Raw genomic sequence first — 17,304 nt, 5'->3', positions numbered from 1 at the left:
GCCCCCTCGTTCCGGGCTTGTGTCGTTGCCGCTCCGGTCCGTTACGAGAAGAGGCCGTCGCTCACCCCAGCGACGGCCTCTTTCGTGTCGACTTGAGACTCGCCTTGCGGGGAATTGCCAACCCGCCCGTCTTCTCGCCCGCCGGATGTTCGATCGCCCGTTGCGGGCCCTCGTTGAAGACCGGCGCGCCAGCAATATCGTGGAAACGCGAAGGCCGTACTGGCGTCGTATTGGTCTACTAGAACCCGTCCCATGCCGTGTCGCGACTGCCATGATGACGTGGGACCGGCCGGGGCAACGAATTCCGTATCCCTGCTCGGAAGACGTCCCGCACCGGCCCGTGGTGCGAGCCGGGTGCGACGTTGCCCGATTCTGGGCCGGGGCGCGCGCCGGTCTTGTCTGACATCGACCCGGAGCATCCGTGGTTGCTGTCTCCGCACGAGCGGGCCGGCGGTTCCGAATGGACTGGTGGTCGAATCCGCGTGTCTCGTGAGAGGCCGCCGAATCTCCCGCTCGCAACGCCGGCTGCAACACGCCATGATCGTCAGGCCATGATCGTCACGCCATGAACGAAACCTCGCCCATCCGCACCGAGACAGCGCGCGAGTACCCGGGAACGCTGCCTGGCGACGCGCGCCCGCGGGAGACGCCCGTTGAACCGCCCGTCGGGCGCCGCAGCCGGGCTCGCTTCTGGTTCATCCTGCTCCTGATCCTGGCAGGCGCCGGCTATGCCGGATATCGCTTCTACCTCGCTCCGAAGTCGGAAACTCAGGTCGCTACCGCGCCCGGGCGCGGCAAGGGTTCGGGTGGACGCGGCGGCCACGCAGAGCCGCCCCAGGCGGTCGGCATTGCTACGGTCGCGCCCGGCGACGTCCCGATCGTGCTGGCGGGCCTCGGCACCGTGACGCCGCTCGCCACCGTCACGGTGCGCTCGCAGATCAGCGGCTATCTCACGGAGATCGGCTTTCGCGAGGGTCAGACCGTCAAGAAGGGCGATTTCCTCGCCCAGATCGATTCGCGCCCCTACGAGGCTCAGCTCGCCCAGTACCAGGGCCAACTGATGCGGGATCAGGCGCTGCTGCAGAATTCCAAACTCGATCTCGCCCGCTTCCAGCGGCTCTCTCAACAGGATTCGATCTCGAAACAGAACGTCGACACGCAAGGCGCCCTCGTCAAGCAGAACGAGGGTACGGTGGCGGCCGACCAAGCCCTCGTCGACCAGCAGAAGCTCAATATCACCTACACCCGCATCGTCTCGCCGGTGGAGGGACGCGTCGGCCTGCGCCAGATCGATCAGGGCAACTACATCACGGCTGCCTCGACCAGCATCGTGGTGGTGACGCAGCTCCATCCGATCTCGGTGGTCTTCACCCTGCCGGAGGACGACGTCGCGCGGGTGATGCGCCGCGTGCGCTCCGGCGCCAAGCTCGCCGTCACGGCCTACGACCGGGGTGACACCAACATCATCGCCACCGGTGTCCTCGACACCGTGGACAACCAGATCGATACCACCACCGGCACGGTGAAGCTGCGGGCGATCTTCGAGAATCAGGACGACGCGCTGTTCCCCAATCAGTTCGTCAACGCCAAGCTCGTGGTCGATACCGTGCGCGACGCGCCCATCGTTCCGACCGCGGCGATCCTGCGCGGCACCCCGGGCACCTACGTCTACCTGCTGCAGGGGGACGACAAGGTGGTGGTCCGCCCGGTCAAGCTCGGCGAGGCGGACGGCCCGCGGACGGTGGTCACCGAGGGCTTGAGCGTCGGCGACCGCGTGGTCGTCGACGGCACCGATCGTCTGCGTGACAACGCCCCCGTGCGCATCACCGAGGAGGCCGGCAAGACTCGGACCGGCGCGCCTGGCAATCGCCCGACCGCCGATGGGGCCGCGATGCCGGCCGCCGCGCCGGTGACGGAGGGCGCCAAGCCCGATGCTGTCAAGGCGGATGCCGTCGCGCCCGAAGGCCAGAAACGCGAGCGCCGCCGGCAACGTCCGGCCGAGGCCCAATGAGCCGATGAATCCGTCCCGCCTCTTCATTCTGCGGCCCGTCGCCACCACGCTGTTCATGCTGGCGATCCTGCTGGTCGGCATGGTGTCGTATTTGAACCTGCCGGTCTCGGCGCTGCCGTCGGTCGATTACCCGACGATCCAGATCCAGACCTTCTATCCGGGCGCGAGCCCGGAGGTGATGACCTCGGCGGTGACGGCCCCCCTGGAGCGGCAGTTCGGACAGCTCGCCAACCTCAACCAGATGACGTCGCAGAGTTCGGCCGGCGCCTCCGTCATCACCCTGCAGTTCAGCCTGGATCTCGCCCTCGACATCGCCGAGCAGCAGGTCCAGGCCGCGATCAATGCGGCCGGCAACCTGCTGCCCTCCGACCTGCCGGCGCCCCCGATCTACGCCAAGGTCAACCCGGCCGACGCACCGATCCTGACCCTGGCGCTCACCTCAAAGACCCTGCCGCTCACGGAAGTGCGCGATCTGGCCGAGACGCGACTGGCCCAGAAGATCTCTCAGGTGGCCGGCGTCGGCCTCGTCAGCACCGGCGGTGGGCAGCGCCCCGCCGTACGCATCCGCTTCAACGCTCGCGCCCTGGCGGCCTATGGCCTCAACATCGACGACCTGCGCACCACGGTCACCAACCTCAACGTCAACACCCCCAAGGGGACCATCGACGGGCCGACACAGTCCTATTCCATCAACGCCAACGACCAGATTCGCGACCCGAAGGCCTATGACGATGCGATCATCGCCTACAAGAACGGCGCACCGGTCCGGCTCTCGGACGTCGCCGACGTGGTCAACGGTCCCGAGAACACCAAGCTCGGTGCCTGGATGGACGAGACGCCCGCAGTCATCCTGAACATTCAGCGCCAGCCCGGCGCCAACGTCATCAGTACCGTCGACAAGATCAAGGCGCTGCTGCCCCAGCTTCAGGCGACTCTGCCGGCCGCCATCGGCGTCACCGTGCTTACCGACCGCACCACCACCATCCGTGCCTCGGTCCACGACGTCCAGGTGGAACTGGCGCTGGCCATCGGCCTCGTGGTGCTGGTGATCTTCCTCTTCCTGCGCAGCGTTTCGGCGACCCTGATCCCGAGCCTGTCGGTGCCGCTCTCCCTGATCGGCTCCCTGGCGGTGATGGATCTCTACGGCTTCTCCCTCGACAACCTGTCGCTGATGGCTCTCACCATCGCCACCGGCTTCGTCGTCGACGACGCCATCGTGGTGATCGAGAACATCGCCCGCCACGTGGAGGAGGGCGACTCGCCCTTGGAGGCGGCGCTCAAGGGCAGCCGCGAGATCGGCTTCACCATCATCTCGCTCACGGTCTCGCTGATCGCCGTGCTGATCCCGCTCCTGTTCATGGGCGATGTGGTCGGGCGCCTGTTCCATGAATTCGCCATCACGCTGGCCGCCACCATCATCATCTCGGCGGTGGTCTCGCTCACCCTCGTGCCGATGCTGTGCGCGCGCCTGCTGAAGGCGCATGTGCCCGGTGTCCAGGACCGTCACGAGGGACTCATCGCGCGCAGCGCGCGCCGCTTCATGGACGAAATCATCGCAGGCTATGGCCGCATGCTGCGGGTGGTGCTGCGCCACCAGACGCTGACGCTGATCGTCACCCTCGGTACGATAGCGCTCACCGCCTACCTGTTCGTTGTGATCCCCAAGGGGTTTTTCCCGGTGCAGGATACCGGCGTCATCCAGGGCGTGACCCAGGCCGACCAGACCGTCTCCTACGCGGCGATGGCCGAGCGCCAGCAGAAGCTCGCCGCCATCGTGCTGAAAGACCCGGATGTGCAGAGCCTGTCCTCCTTCATCGGAGTCGACGGCCAGAACGTGACCCTGAATTCCGGACGCTTCCTGATCAACCTGAAGCCGCAGGATCAGCGCATCGCCCGCGCGCCCGAGATCATCGAGCGGCTCAAGGCAGCCACAACCAATGTCGCGGGCATCCGCCTCTACCTGCAATCGGTGCAGGACCTCACCATCGACACGGCGGTCGGGGCGACGCAGTACCAGGTCATCCTGGAGAACCCAAACCTGACCGAGTTCGAGACCTGGGTCCCGCGCTTCGTGCGGGCGCTGCAGGCCTCCCCGCTGCTGATGGACGTGGCAAGCGACCTGCAGGCGAGCGGGCTGGCGGCCTACATCACCATCGACCGCCCCACCGCCGGCCGCTACGGCATCACCCCGGCCACCGTCGACAACGCCCTCTACGACGCCTTCGGCCAGCGCATCATCTCGACCATCTTCACCCAGTCGAACCAGTACCGGGTCATCCTCGAAGCCGATCCCGACTTGCACAAGACCATCGAGAGCCTGGACCACATCTACCTGCCGTCCTCGACCGTGGCCGCAGGCCAGGTCCCGCTCTCGGCGGTGGCGCGGGTGAGCGAACGGCGGGCCCCCTTGCTGATCAGCCATCTCGGCCAGTTCCCCGCCACCACGGTGTCGTTCAACCTCGCCCCCGGAGCAGCCCTCGGCGACGCGGTCACGGCGGTGGAGGCGGCCCGTCAGTCGATCGACCTGCCGCCGAGCTTCCGCGTCGTACCGCAGGGCTCGGTCTTCGCCTTCCAGTCGGCGCTCTCGAACCAGCTCTTCCTGGTGCTGGCCGCCATCGTGACCGTCTATATCGTGCTCGGCGTGCTCTACGAGAGCTTCATCCACCCGATCACCATCCTGTCGACGCTGCCCTCGGCCGGGATCGGGGCGCTGATCGGGCTGATGCTGTTCGGGCTCTCCCTCGACATCATCGCGATCATCGGCATCGTGCTCCTCATCGGCATCGTGAAGAAGAACGCCATCATGATGATCGACTTCGCGCTCCAGGCGGAGCGCGAGGAAGGCATGAGTCCGCGCGACGCGATCTACGAGGCCTGCATTCTGCGCTTCCGGCCGATCCTGATGACCACGCTGGCGGCCCTGTTCGCGGCGGTGCCGCTGATCGTCGGCACCGGCGTCGGCTCGGAACTGCGCCAGCCACTCGGTATCGTCATCGCCGGTGGCCTCATCGTCAGCCAGGTGCTGACCCTGTTCACCACGCCGGTGATCTACCTCGCCTTCGATCGCCTGGAGCGCCGCCTGTCCGGCCGCCGCGCCGGCGGGGCCGACAGCGTCGAGGCGCTGCCGTGAACGTCTCCGAGCCGTTCATCCGGCGGCCGGTCGCCACCACGCTGCTGACCATCGGCGTGCTGCTCGCCGGCATCTTCGCCTTCCTGAAGCTGCCGGTGGCGCCGCTGCCGCAGGTGGATTTTCCCGTCATCCTGGTCCAGGCGCAGATGGCCGGCGCTTCGCCCGAGACCATGGCAACCACCGTGGCGGCGCCCCTGGAACGCCGCCTCGGCGCCATCGCGGACGTCACCGAGATGACCTCGACGAGTTCGCTGGGTTCGGTCCGCCTCGTCCTGATGTTCGGGCTCAACCGCGACATCGACGGCGCGGCCCGGGACGTCCAGGCGGCGATCAACGCCGCCCGGGCCGATCTGCCGACGGCGCTCCGGTCGAATCCCACCTATCGGAAATTCAACCCGGCCGACGCGCCGATCCTGATCCTGGGCCTGACCTCCGATACCCTGACGCCGGGGCAACTCTACGATTCCGCCGCCACGGTGGTGCAGCAGAAGATGTCCCAGCTTCCCGGGGTCGGGAACGTCGACATCGGAGGCTCCTCGCTCCCGGCGGTGCGGGTCGAGCTCGATCCGACGGCTTTGTTCAATTACGGGATCGGACTCGAGGGCATCCGCGCGGCGCTCGCATCCGCCAACGCGAATTCGCCGAAGGGCGCCATCGAGACCGAGACGCGTCACTACCAGCTCTATGCCAACGACCAGGGCCGGGTGGCGGCCGACTACCGGGATCTCGTCGTCGCCTATCGCAACGGCGCCGCCGTGCGTCTCACCGATGTCGGCCAGATCGAGGACTCGGTGGAGGACCGGCGCAACCTCGGCCTCGTCAATGGCAAGCCGGGCGTGATCCTGTTCATCTACAAGCAGCCGGGCTCCAACGTCGTCGACACGATCAAGGGGCTGAAGGCCGCGATCCCGCAGGTGAAGGCGGCGCTTCCGGGCGACATCGACCTCATGGTCACGGGCGACCGCAGCGCCACCATCCGGGCCTCCCTGGCCGAGACCGAGGAGACGCTGCTGATCGCGGTCGTCCTCGTCGTCTTCGTGGTGTTCCTGTTCCTGCGCTCGGGCCGCGCCACGCTGATCCCGGCGGTGGCGGTACCGATCTCCATCGTCGGCACCTACTCGGCGATGTACCTGCTCGATTACAGCCTCAACATCCTGTCGCTGATGGCGCTGATCATCGCCACGGGTTTCGTGGTCGACGACGCCATCGTGGTCCTGGAGAACATCCAGCGCCACATCGAGAAGGGCAAGCCCCGGGTCGAGGCGGCCCTTCTCGGCTCACGCGAAGTCGGCTTCACCGTTATCTCCATGAGCCTGTCGCTCATCGCGGTGTTCCTGCCGATTCTGCTGATGGGCGGCATCGTCGGGCGCCTGTTCCAGGAATTCGCCGTCACGCTGTCGCTGGCGATCCTCATCTCGCTGGTGCTCTCGCTCACCACCACGCCGATGATGTGCGCGCTGCTGCTGCGGCGCGAGGCACCTCATCAGGCCGTGCGGCCGAACGGGTTCGTGCGCGTCCTGGAGGCCGGATTCGACGGGATGCTGGGGGGCTACGAACGCACCCTGCGCATCGCCCTGCGCCATCGTCGTCTGGTGGCCCTCTCGCTGCTCGCGACCGTGGGCCTGAACGTCTACCTCTACATCATCGTGCCGAAGGGCTTCTTCCCCGAGCAGGATACGGGACAGATGATGGGCGGCATCCAAGCCGACCAGCGCATCTCGTTTCAATCGATGAAGCAGAAGCTGGAGCAGGCGACCGCCATCGTGCAGGCCGACCCGGCGGTCGACAGCGTCGTGGGCTTCACCGGCGGGCGCGGCACCAACTCGGCCAACGTCTTCGTGGGCCTCAAGCCCCGGGGCGAGCGCGATTCGATCACCGCCGTGATGGCGCGCCTGCGCCCGAAGCTGTCTCGCGTCGCCGGCGCCCGGCTCTACCTGTTTCCGCGCCAGGATCTGCGCATGGGCGGCCGCCAGAGCTTCGCCCAATACCAGTACACCCTTCAGGGCGACACGGCGGAAGAGCTTTATGCCGCTGCGCCGAAGCTGGTTCAGGCGCTGCAGAAGAACCCGATCTTCGGGGACGTCACCTCGGACCAGCAGGAGGGCGGTCTCGAAAGCCGCCTCGTCATCGATCGGGCCACGGCTTTCCGCTACGGCCTGACTCCGGACAAGATCGACAACACGCTCTACGACGCCTTCGGCCAGCGTCAGGTCTCGACGATCTACAATCCTCTCAATCAATATCACGTCGTGATGGAGATCGCGCCGCGCTACCTCCAGAGCCCCGACACCCTGAAGATGCTTTACGTCTCGACTTCGGGCGGCAAGGCCCGGGGTTCGGCCACCACCAACGCGGTGGCGGGCACGGTGGCGGGTGGCCCGGCCTCCGCGGGCACGGCGGCGACGGCCGATGCGACGGCCGCCAGCATCGCGACCGACTCCGCCCGGAACGCGGCCGCCAACGCCATCGCGGGCGGCAAGGGCGGCGCCTCGTCGAGCGCGCCGGTCTCGAGCGCCAAGGAGACCATGATTCCGCTCTCGGCCTTCGCCCGCCTGGAGACCGGCAACGCGCCTGTGCAGGTGAGCCACCAGGGCCTGTTCGTCGCTACCACGGTCTCGTTCAATCTCGTGCCCGGCAAGAGCCTGTCCGATGCCACCGCCGCCATCGAGCAGGCGATCACCGATCTGCGCCTGCCTGCCACCATCCACGGCGAGTTCGCAGGCTCGGCCAAGAGCTTCCAGGAATCGTCCTCACGCCAGCCCTTGCTGATCCTGGCCGCGCTGCTGGCGGTCTATACGATTCTCGGAATCCTCTACGAGAGCTTCATCCACCCCATCACGATCCTGTCGACGCTGCCCTCGGCCGGCATCGGTGCTCTGCTGGCACTTCTCGTCTCCGGCACCGAATTCACCGTCATCGCGCTGATCGCGGTCTTCCTGCTCATCGGCATCGTCAAGAAGAACGCGATCATGATGATCGACTTCGCCCTCGATGCCGAGCGTACGCACGGAGCCTCCCCGCAGGATGCGATCTTCGAGGCCTGCCTCTTGCGCTTCCGCCCGATCATGATGACAACGCTCGCCGCGATGCTCGGTGCATTGCCCCTCATCCTCGCCGGCGGGGAGGGCTCCGAACTGCGCCGGCCCCTCGGCATCGCCATCGTCGGCGGCCTGATCGTGAGCCAGATCCTGACCCTCTACACCACCCCCGTCGTGTACCTGTATCTCGACCGGCTGCGCCGCCGCGCGCCGGCGGACGGCACCGCGCTGAGCCCGGCCGAATGAGGCTGCGCCCCGAACTTTTGACGACGCTGGGTCTCGCCGGACTCCTCTCCGGCTGCATGGTCGGGCCGGACTATTCGCGTCCCTCGGTGGAGACACCGCTGGCGTTCAAGCAGGGCGGCACCCGCGAGGACAGTGCCGCCTCTGTGGCGAGCCGCAAGGGCTGGCGCCCGGCCGCGCCCAACGACGGGGCCGAGCGCGGCGACTGGTGGCGGGTGTTTCGCGATCCCACCCTCGACCGGTTGATCCGCCTCGTCGACGTCGACAACCAGAGTCTTCGGGCCCAGGTGGCGGCCTACGAGCAGGCACGCGGTTTCGTTGCCCAGGCCCGCGCCGCGCTGTTTCCCACGGTGACCGGCGCCCCCAGCATCTCGCGGTCCCGCACCATCGGCATCGAGCGCACCAACGTGTCGCTCCAGGGGCAGGCGAGCTGGGAACTCGACCTGTTCGGCCGCATCCGCCGCAACATCGAGAGCGAGGTCGCGACCGCCCAGGCCACCGCCGCCGAACTCGCCCTCGTGCGCCTGACGCTGCAATCCGAGCTTGCCACCAACTATCTCACGCTGCGCTACCAGGATTCGCTCCAGCGCGTGCTCAACGAGAATATCGAGGGCTACAAGAGAAGCCTCGCAATCACCGAGAACCAGTACAATGCCGGGGTCGCAGCCCGCTCCGACGTGATCACGGCGCAGACCCAGCTGCAGACCACCCAGGCTCAGGCCATCGCCGTTGGTCTGCAGCGCGCCACCTTCGAACACGCCATCGCGCTGCTGGTCGGCCGGCCACCGTCGGAGCTCAGCCTCCCGGTGGCGCCGCTGGCCGCGCGTCCGCCCGGGGTTCCGGTCGGCATCCCCTCTGGGCTGCTCGAGCGGCGCCCGGACGTGGCCCAGGCGGAACGCAACGTTCAGGCCCAGAGCGAGCAGATCGGTGTCGCCGTGGCGGCGTTCTATCCGACCGTGACGCTGTCGGCCTCGGGCGGCATCTCCGGCAACCCGGCGAACGGTCTGTTCTCGGCCGCAAACCAGGTCTGGTCGGTGGCGGCCGCCGGGTCCGAGGTCTTCTACGACGGAGGCGCGCGCGCGGCAGCCCTGCGCATCACCCGTGCGGCCTACGACGCCAGCGTCGCGAATTACCGTCAGACGGTGCTGACAGCCTTCTCGGAGGTCGAGAACGGACTGGCCGGCGTGCGGATCCTCGCCCGCCAGCAGGTGGCCCAGGACGAGGCCTTGGCCTCCGCCCGCCGCGCCGTGGAGATCACCCTCAACGAGTACCGGGCCGGCACGCAGAACTTCACCACCGTGGTCACCGCGCAGGCGCTCGCCCTCAACAACGAGGTCACGGCCCTCCAGATCCGGCTCAACCGCTTCACCACCGCCGTCTCGCTGATCCGCGCCCTGGGCGGTGGCTGGGACGTGCGCAGCCTGCCGACCGGCGAGGAACTGAAGGAAGCCCGGTTGCCGGTAGATTCCGGGCAGGCCGTCCGCATGGACGAGTAGGGGCCGGTGCCAAGCGATCCGTGGCAGCCTGTGCGATCTGTCACGACCTTGGCCGGAACGTGCCGCGATGCCGCAGGTTGACGAGCGGATTTTGCCGGCGCGCCGCCCGGCAACCGTGAGTGGAGGCCGTGGGCCATGGACCAGATACCCCCCGCCGATGCACCCGAGCCAGAGGCCGTTCCGGCGGCACCGCCCTGCACCCTGGTGATCTTCGGAGCCGGCGGCGATCTCACGAAGCGACTTTTGATGCCGGCCCTGTACAATCTGGCCGCCGGAGGCCTGCTCGATCCGGGATTTCGGGTCATCGGGGTCGACCACAACCCCAACACCGACGAGGGCTGGCGTAAGGATCTGTCCGAGACGATGCAGTCCTTCACCACGGACCGCACCTCGGAATTCCATCCGGAACGCATCGATCCGAGAGCCTGGGGCTTCGTCCGCGAGCGACTGAGCTTCCTCCAGGGCGACTTCACCGCCACCGAGACCTTTTCGAGCCTCGCGGGTGCGCTGTCCAGCAACGTGATCTTCTATCTCGCCGTTTCGGCTCGCTTCTTCGGCCCGGTCGTCGATGCTCTGGGCGAGGCGGGCCTGCTCAAGGAACAGTCCGGTGCCTTCCGCCGCGTCGTCATCGAGAAGCCGTTTGGCAGCGACCTCGACTCGGCGCGAGCGCTCAACGCGCGCATTCTGAAGCACGGCACGGAGAGCCAGTTCTTTCGCATCGATCACTTCCTCGGCAAGGAGACGGTGCAGAGCATCTTGGCGATCCGCTTCGCCAACGGTCTGCTCGGACCGGTCTGGCACCGCGACCACATCGACCATGTCGAGATCACTGCGGCGGAGACCATCGGCGTCGAGGCCCGCGGTGCCTTCTACGAGCCCACCGGGGCGCTGCGCGACATGGTGCCGAACCACCTGTTCCAGCTCCTCTGCATGGTGGCGATGGAGCCCCCCGCGACCCTCGATGCCGAGGATGTCCGCGATGAGAAGGCCCGGCTGATCCAGGCGGTGCAGCCGGTTCAGCCCGCGCAGGCGGTACGAGGCCAGTACGGCGCCGGTCGGGAGCACGGGCACGCCGTGCCCGGCTACCGCGACGAACCGAACGTCGCCGCGGATTCGCGGACCGAGACCTACGTCGCGCTGAAGCTTTCGATCGACAATCCGCGCTGGAAGGACGTTCCGTTCTATCTCCGCACCGGCAAGCGGATGACCGACCGCGTGACCGAGATCGCACTTCACTTCCGGCCTCCGGCCCGCTCGCCCTTCGCGGCTCCCGATGCGCCCGTGACCCCGGATGTGCTTCGCTTCCGGATCGACCCCGAGCAGGGGATGGATATCGTGATGAACGCCAAGCGGCCCGGGCCGCGACTCGATCTCGGTCGGGTCACCGCTGCGTTCGACTACGGTGACTTCTTCAAGGAAACGCCGAGCGTCGGTTACGAGACGCTGCTCTACGATTGCCTGATCGGCGATGCGACGCTGTTCCAGCGCGCCGACAGCATCGAGGCGGCCTGGGCGGTGGTCGATCCGTTGCTGAAGGCCTGGATCGATGCCCCCGTGGAGTTCTATTCCGCCGGCAGCGACGGGCCGGAAGGTGCGACCGCGTTACTGGCCGCCCAGGGCCATCGGTGGCTACCGCTCGGCGAGGGATGACCGCGTCGCTTTCGATGGTTTCGCGCCCCGGGATGCTGTCGAGATCGGCCGGCCCGCGCCTTGCCTGCCGGCCGGCCGGCCCTTGTCCGGTGATCCCGGTTGGAGCTCCGTCAGGGCATCGTGGTGCAGGAGCAGGACTCCGGTGGCGGCGGCGAGCTTTCGCGCCGCTGGCGTGAACCCGGCATTGGAGACCACCGCCGCCATGTCGCCGGACCAGTAATGCAGGGCCGCGGCGATTTCCTGCACGGCGCCATTCCCCACCGGCCGACCATAGCGCTTGCACTGGACCACCAGACGGATGCCGGCCTGCTCGGCAACGATGTCGGCCCCCTGGTCGCCGCTGGCCTGCGTCGCGCGGGCGGCCCAGCCCGCCTCCCGCAGTCGTTCGGCGCAGTAGCGTTCGTAAGCGATGCCGTCTTCTGGCGCCTCACTCTCGTCGGGCAGGTTAATCTCTGATGCGACGCGCTCGATGATGTCGAGGATTTCGTTCCAGAGGTCGTCGATCGCCGCCCCGAGCCCGCGGGCTTCGAGCTGCGGCACGATGGTGCGCTCGGCGAAATAGGCGCGTTCCCGCTCCCATCCATCGCTGATCAGATTGCCATAGGCATCGACGAAGCATTCCTGCCGCCGGCGGAGGGCAAGCGTCGGCGCGTGCCCGCGCGCGATCCGCCGGATCAGTCGACGGATGCGCCGGGGACGGTCGAGATGGTGGAGAAGGATCGCGACGAGCGCGAGACCCGCACCGATGGCGCCGGGCTGGCCGAACCAGAGGGCGAAGCCCCCTCCCAAGACCGAAGTCCAGAACAGGCGCGCCACGAGACGCGATCGGTCCGACATGATGTGGTTTCAACCCCCGAAGGCGCCGGGGTCATCCGACCGCCGGCCTCATCGAGCCGGACCGTGCCAGCCGCGGGTTGCGCGTTCTCTAACGGAGTCGGATTGGCCGCCAGGAATTCCGTCCCGGCGTCTGAAGATGCGGTGCCCGAATACAGGGCGATGAGGTACAGAGCGTGCCCTTTTGCTTCGAAGATCGGTCTGGTCCAAGAGAAAAGCAACATTTCACGCGAGCCTGGACGCTCCATCGCCCGATTGGTCACTCGCTGTGGATAACGCCGCAAAGGCGGGAGCGTGATGCTCCGGCCTCTGCGCTGCGCCTTTCCGGCGTGGTCGCTTGCGATCCGGCTCAGGCCTGAGCGGCGAGGCGCGGACGACGTCCGCGCGGGAGCGGTGCGGACTTGGCTTCGATGTCGACGAGGACGTTGTCCTGCTTCCGGCGCTGCTGGCCCAGACCCATGTTCTTGGCCAGTTCCGAACGGGCGGCGGCATAGTTCGGCGCAACCATCGGATAGTCGCTCGGGAGACTCCACCGGGTGCGATACTGCTCGGGCGTCATCTCGTAGCGCGTCCGAAGATGGCGCTTCAGCGACTTGAACTTCTTACCGTCTTCCAGACAGACGATGTAGTCCGGGGTGATGGACCGCTTGACCGAAACGGCCGGGGTCAGCGGCTCGACCTTCTCTTCGACGCCGGACTGATTCAGCTTGCCGAGGGTCGCGTGAATAGACGCGATCAGGGCCGGCAGGTCCGCAATCGGAACCGAGTTGTTGCTTACGAACGCAGACACGATGTCTGCCGCAAGTTCGATGTAGTCGGGCAGGATTTCCGTCTCAGCACTCATTACCTGATCTCTCAATGCGCTTGTGAAGGTTGCGGACCCCGGTGGGAAGCTGCCGCCGGGGAGGTTTGGCAAGGGGCGTCATGGTTGTGACTTGCTTCTAGCTATGATGAAGCAAAGAAAAAGGCAAGAGGCTGTTTAGGTCTCGCATGGATAGACCGCGGCGTTTGCTAGTGAACTGGAATAGACCACCAACTGCATGCATTCTGAGAAACCGGCCTGGATTGGTCCAAAATTCTGCAGAACTACACAGATGCCCGTTGAGGGCTGTGAACGGTTCTGACGGGCGGGCATTTCGCTCGCAACGAATTTTGACGGGGTCGTTGATAGCGATCTGTTACAGATCAAAAGCGGGGTTCGATCTGACCGCAAACGGACCTTTAGAGCCGATATCGAGCAAAACCCGCCGGATGGCCTAAATTAGTCCTTGAATACAAAATCCAGACCCAAAATGGTTGGTCTCGCGGCCGGAAAAAGCCGCGATGCGCCGGCAGCGAGAATCCATCGCTCGAAGAAAAATCTACGTAGGTGTCATCGGGCCCGCACCGGCAGGTTTGGAATACTCTTGCAGGTGGCCGTAAGGTCTAGGCCTTATAACTCTAAGTTGCGCGGTCCGTAAGACTTGAACCGTTCCACGGTCCGCCAGATCTCATCGTCCTCGAGGAGGATCGGGCGCCCGACCTGCAGGGCGATCGCGTATTGCTGGCACAGCGCCTCGATCTCGACCGCGAGCCAGAGGGTCTTCTTCAGGTCAGGTCCGATGGCGATCATGCCGTGATTGGCCAGCAGGCAGGCTGTCCGGTCCTTCAGGGCGGCAAGAGCCAGGGCCGACAGGGCTTCCGTTCCATAAGGCGCATAGGGCGCGCATCGCACCGTCGGGCCGCCCGCTGCCGCGATCATGTAATGAACCGCCGGGATGTCCTGCCCGCACATCGCGAAAGCGGTGCAATGGGTCGGGTGGGCATGGACCACGGCGTTGATCTCCGGCCGCGCCACCAGGATATCGCGATGGAAGCGCCATTCCGACGACGGCGCGAGGCCGGGCGAAGCTTCTCCGGTGAAGGTCATGGCCACGATATGCTCCGGCTGCAGCACCTCGGCGGGGATGCCGGAGGGCGTGACCAGGAAGCCATCGGCGGACCGCACGGAGATGTTGCCGGAAGTGCCCTGACTTAAGCCGAGGGCGAGAAGGTCGCGCATCGCGGACACGAGACCGGCGCGCGCCGCGTTGTCGTTGGACTCGGGGAGGGGGGTCGGCATGCGGATCTCCAGGATGGGACGCCCTACCGTGCGGGCGCCGGCGGTCTATAACACCGGCTGCCGGGTGCGCCCGGCACCAGGCCGGGTCGGCCCGGTCCGTGGCGTCCTCCGGTTTCGGAGCGACGCGAGAATAGCCGTCCGATTCCCCGAGCAGAGGCAGTTCGGCCGATGAGTACCTACCGCTTCGAGGCTCTGGTCGCGCCCCGTGCGATCGCCCTTGCGGGCCTGGAGGATGGGCCCGACGGCTTGGCCGAGGCGGTCCTGGCGAATCTCCTGCGCGCGCAGTTCCTCGGCTCGATTCTCCGGATCGGCTCCGATGCGGCGTCCGGCGCATTTCCATCGTTCGCCGACCTGCCGGACGCCCCCGATCTCGTCATCCTGGCGACCCCCGCCGGTTCGATTCCCGAGCACATCGCGGATGCCGGCCGGCGGGGCGCGGCGGCCGCCGTCATCGTGACGCCGGATGTCGGCGCCGATCTCTGCGAGACGGCCAGGACGGAAGCCCGCCGGCACGGCCTGCGCCTGCTCGGTCCGGGCAGCATCGGTCTCTCGGTTCCCGGCGCCCGGTTGGATGCGAGCCTGCTGTCGCGCGCACCGAAGGCGGGGGACCTCGCCCTGGTCTCGCAATCGGGCACGGTCGCGGCCGGCATCGTCGAGTGGGCGGCGCGGCGTGACGTCGGCTTCTCCGCCGTGATGTCCCTCGGCTTGGCCTGCGATATCGACGTGGCCGACTGCCTCGATTACTTCGCCGCCGACATCCGCACCCGTGCGATCCTGCTTTCCCTCGATGGGGTAGTGGACGCGCGCAAGTTCATGTCCGCGGCGCGGGCCGCAGCGCGGGCCAAGCCCGTGGTCGTCCTGCGCGCGGGCCGCCACCGGGCGCCGCCGCGCCACGCGACGACGCATACCGGCGCGCTCGCCCGGCCCGATACGGTCTACGAGGCGGCGTTTCGACGGGCGGGCCTGCTCTCGGTCGATGGCCTCGACGCGATGTTCTCCGCGGTGGAAACTCTTGGGCGGCAGCGGCCCTTCCCCGGCCACCGCTTGGCGATCGTCGGCAATGGGCGGGGTATCGGTGCCCTGGCCGCCGACCGGCTCGCCGACCGGGGCGGCATCCTGGCTGCGGCGGGACGCCTAGGCAATCCGGTGGATCTCGGCGTCGCGGCGGGACCGGAGGCCTATGCGGATGCCCTGGCGCCGTTGCTGACCGACCCCGACAACGACGCGGTGCTGGCGGTCCACGTGCCGACGGCGCGCTCCGACGGCACCGCGGTGGCGACGGCCATCGCCGAGACGGTGAGTCGGGTCCGTCGCAGCGGGGCGCGCCGGAAGCCCGTCTTCGCCGTGACGATCGGCGAGGAGGCCGAAGCCGCGAGCCGGCTCGCGGCGGCCGGCATCCCGCGCTTTTCCACCGACGATGCCGCCGTCGAGGGGTTCCTGCACCTCGTCCGCTACCGCGAGGCGCAGGATGACCTGATGCGCACGCCGGATTCACTGCCGCGCGACTTCTCGCCGGATGTCGAGGCGGCCCGCGCCATCGTCGCCCGCGCCGTGGCCCAGGGCCAGACCTGGCTCGATCCCGTGGCGGTCGCCGACCTGCTGGCGGCCTACCGCATCGACAGCGTGCCCCTGACGCTGGCGCCCGACATCGATGCCGCCGCGACCGCAGCCTGGAGCATCATCGCGGCGGGCGGCGCCGTCGCGCTGAAGGTCGTCTCGCCCGACATCGTGCACAAGTCCGACGTGGGCGGCGTCCGCCTCGATCTCACCAGCGAGGCCGATGTGCGCACGGCGGCCGCCGATATCCTGGCGCGGGCCCGGCGGCTGGCGCCGGACGCACGGATCACCGGCTTCGCGGTTCAGCCGATGATCCGGCGCGGCAAGCAGCGGGAGCTGATCGCAGGCCTCGCCGAAGATCCGACCTTCGGGCCGGTGGTGGTGTTCGGGCGCGGCGGCACGGCGGTGGAGGTCATCGACGACCGGGCCCTCGGCCTGCCGCCCCTCGACCTGCGGCTCGCCTCCGAATTGATCGACCGCACCCGCGTCGCCCGGCGCCTCGCCGCTTATCGCGACGTCCCGGCGGTGGACCGCCACGCGGTGGCCCTGGTGCTGGTCAAGCTCGCGCAGATGGCCGCCGATTGCCCGGAGGTCCGCGAACTCGACATCAACCCGCTCCTGGCCGACGAGACCGGCGCCCTGGCTCTCGATGCTCGCGTGATGGTGGCGCCCGAGGCTCCGACGGGCCGCCGCGCGCGGGGCACCTATCATCCGCGCTTCGCGATCCGGCCCTACCCGGTCGAGTGGGAGCGCGTGCTGCACCTGAAGGGCGAGACCATCCGGGTGCGGCCGGTTCGACCCGAAGACGAGGCGCTGTTCCTCGCCTTCTTCCAATCGGTTAGTGCCGAGGATCTGCGCCTGCGCTTCTTCGCCCCGGTGCGCGACTTCAACCACGCCTTCCTGGCCAAGCTCACCCAGCTCGACTACGCCCGCGCCATCGCCTTCGTGGCCATCGATGACGCCACCGGGGCGATGCTCGGCGCCGTGCGGCTTCATGCCGACGCCAATCACGAGAGTGGCGAATACGCCATCCTGATCCACGGGGATCGCAAGGGCACGGGCCTCGGCCATGCCCTGATGAGCCTGATGATCGACTGGGCTCGCATCGAGGGATTGTCCCGGGTCGAGGGAACGGTTCTGCGGGAGAATCGGCCGATGCTCGCGGTGTGCAGGCAGCTCGGGTTCACCACGCGGCCCGACAGGGAGGATGCCGGCGTGGTCAAGGTCTCGCTGGCCCTGTAGGG

At 67.6% G+C, this 17,304-nt stretch carries 9 protein-coding genes; 6 read left to right on the top strand and 3 right to left on the bottom strand.

Annotated elements, in window-relative coordinates; genetic code table 11:
• Positions 1-565: 565 nt before the first annotated feature.
• The 5 genes from J7U37_RS05055 to zwf all read left to right on the top strand — a co-directional run bounded on the left by J7U37_RS05055 (position 566) and on the right by zwf (position 11,568).
• The gene (locus J7U37_RS05055; RefSeq protein ID WP_056179186.1) at positions 566-2,011 is read left to right on the top strand and encodes an MdtA/MuxA family multidrug efflux RND transporter periplasmic adaptor subunit; all 1,446 of its coding nucleotides are present in this window, start codon (positions 566-568) and stop codon (positions 2,009-2,011) included.
• 4 nt (positions 2,012-2,015) lie between these two features.
• Positions 2,016-5,141 carry an MdtB/MuxB family multidrug efflux RND transporter permease subunit gene (locus tag J7U37_RS05050; RefSeq protein ID WP_247635013.1) on the top strand — a complete coding sequence of 1,042 codons (3,126 nt, stop codon included), beginning with the start codon at positions 2,016-2,018 and terminating at the stop codon, positions 5,139-5,141.
• On the top strand, positions 5,138-8,425 hold the full coding sequence (locus J7U37_RS05045) for an efflux RND transporter permease subunit (protein ID WP_247635012.1): 3,288 nt from the start codon (positions 5,138-5,140) through the stop codon (positions 8,423-8,425). Before J7U37_RS05050 ends, J7U37_RS05045 begins: the two co-directional genes overlap by 4 nt.
• Entirely contained in the window at positions 8,422-9,918 is a 1,497-nt protein-coding gene (locus J7U37_RS05040) for an efflux transporter outer membrane subunit (RefSeq protein WP_056179192.1), read from the top strand. The genes J7U37_RS05045 and J7U37_RS05040 overlap by 4 nt, the downstream gene beginning before the upstream one ends.
• Positions 9,919-10,053: 135 nt before the next feature.
• Complete coding sequence (gene zwf, locus J7U37_RS05035; RefSeq protein WP_247635011.1) at positions 10,054-11,568, top strand: glucose-6-phosphate dehydrogenase; 1,515 nt, start codon at positions 10,054-10,056, stop codon at positions 11,566-11,568.
• Here the strand turns inward: zwf and J7U37_RS05030 are convergent.
• The 3 genes from J7U37_RS05030 to J7U37_RS05020 all read right to left on the bottom strand — a co-directional run bounded on the left by J7U37_RS05030 (position 11,548) and on the right by J7U37_RS05020 (position 14,503).
• On the bottom strand, positions 11,548-12,405 hold the full coding sequence (locus tag J7U37_RS05030; protein ID WP_247635010.1) for a restriction endonuclease: 858 nt from the start codon (positions 12,403-12,405) through the stop codon (positions 11,548-11,550). The genes zwf and J7U37_RS05030 overlap by 21 nt on opposite strands.
• Positions 12,406-12,751: 346 nt before the next feature.
• Entirely contained in the window at positions 12,752-13,246 is a 495-nt protein-coding gene (locus tag J7U37_RS05025) for a MucR family transcriptional regulator (protein WP_247635077.1), read from the bottom strand.
• Positions 13,247-13,834: 588 nt separating this feature from the next.
• The gene (locus J7U37_RS05020) at positions 13,835-14,503 is read right to left on the bottom strand and encodes a class II aldolase/adducin family protein (protein ID WP_247635009.1); all 669 of its coding nucleotides are present in this window, start codon (positions 14,501-14,503) and stop codon (positions 13,835-13,837) included.
• Between the two features lie 168 nt (positions 14,504-14,671).
• Here J7U37_RS05020 and J7U37_RS05015 point away from each other — a divergent pair, with 168 nt between their 5' ends.
• A complete protein-coding gene (locus J7U37_RS05015) occupies positions 14,672-17,302 on the top strand; it encodes a bifunctional acetate--CoA ligase family protein/GNAT family N-acetyltransferase (protein WP_247635008.1) in 2,631 nt (876 codons plus the stop codon).
• Positions 17,303-17,304: the final 2 nt, after the last annotated feature.

Origin of the sequence: Methylobacterium sp. 37f (assembly GCF_023093475.1) — a bacterium.
In the GTDB taxonomy this organism is placed as follows: Bacteria; Pseudomonadota; Alphaproteobacteria; order Rhizobiales; family Beijerinckiaceae; genus Methylobacterium.
This window is presented reverse-complemented; position numbering and strand designations above follow the sequence as displayed.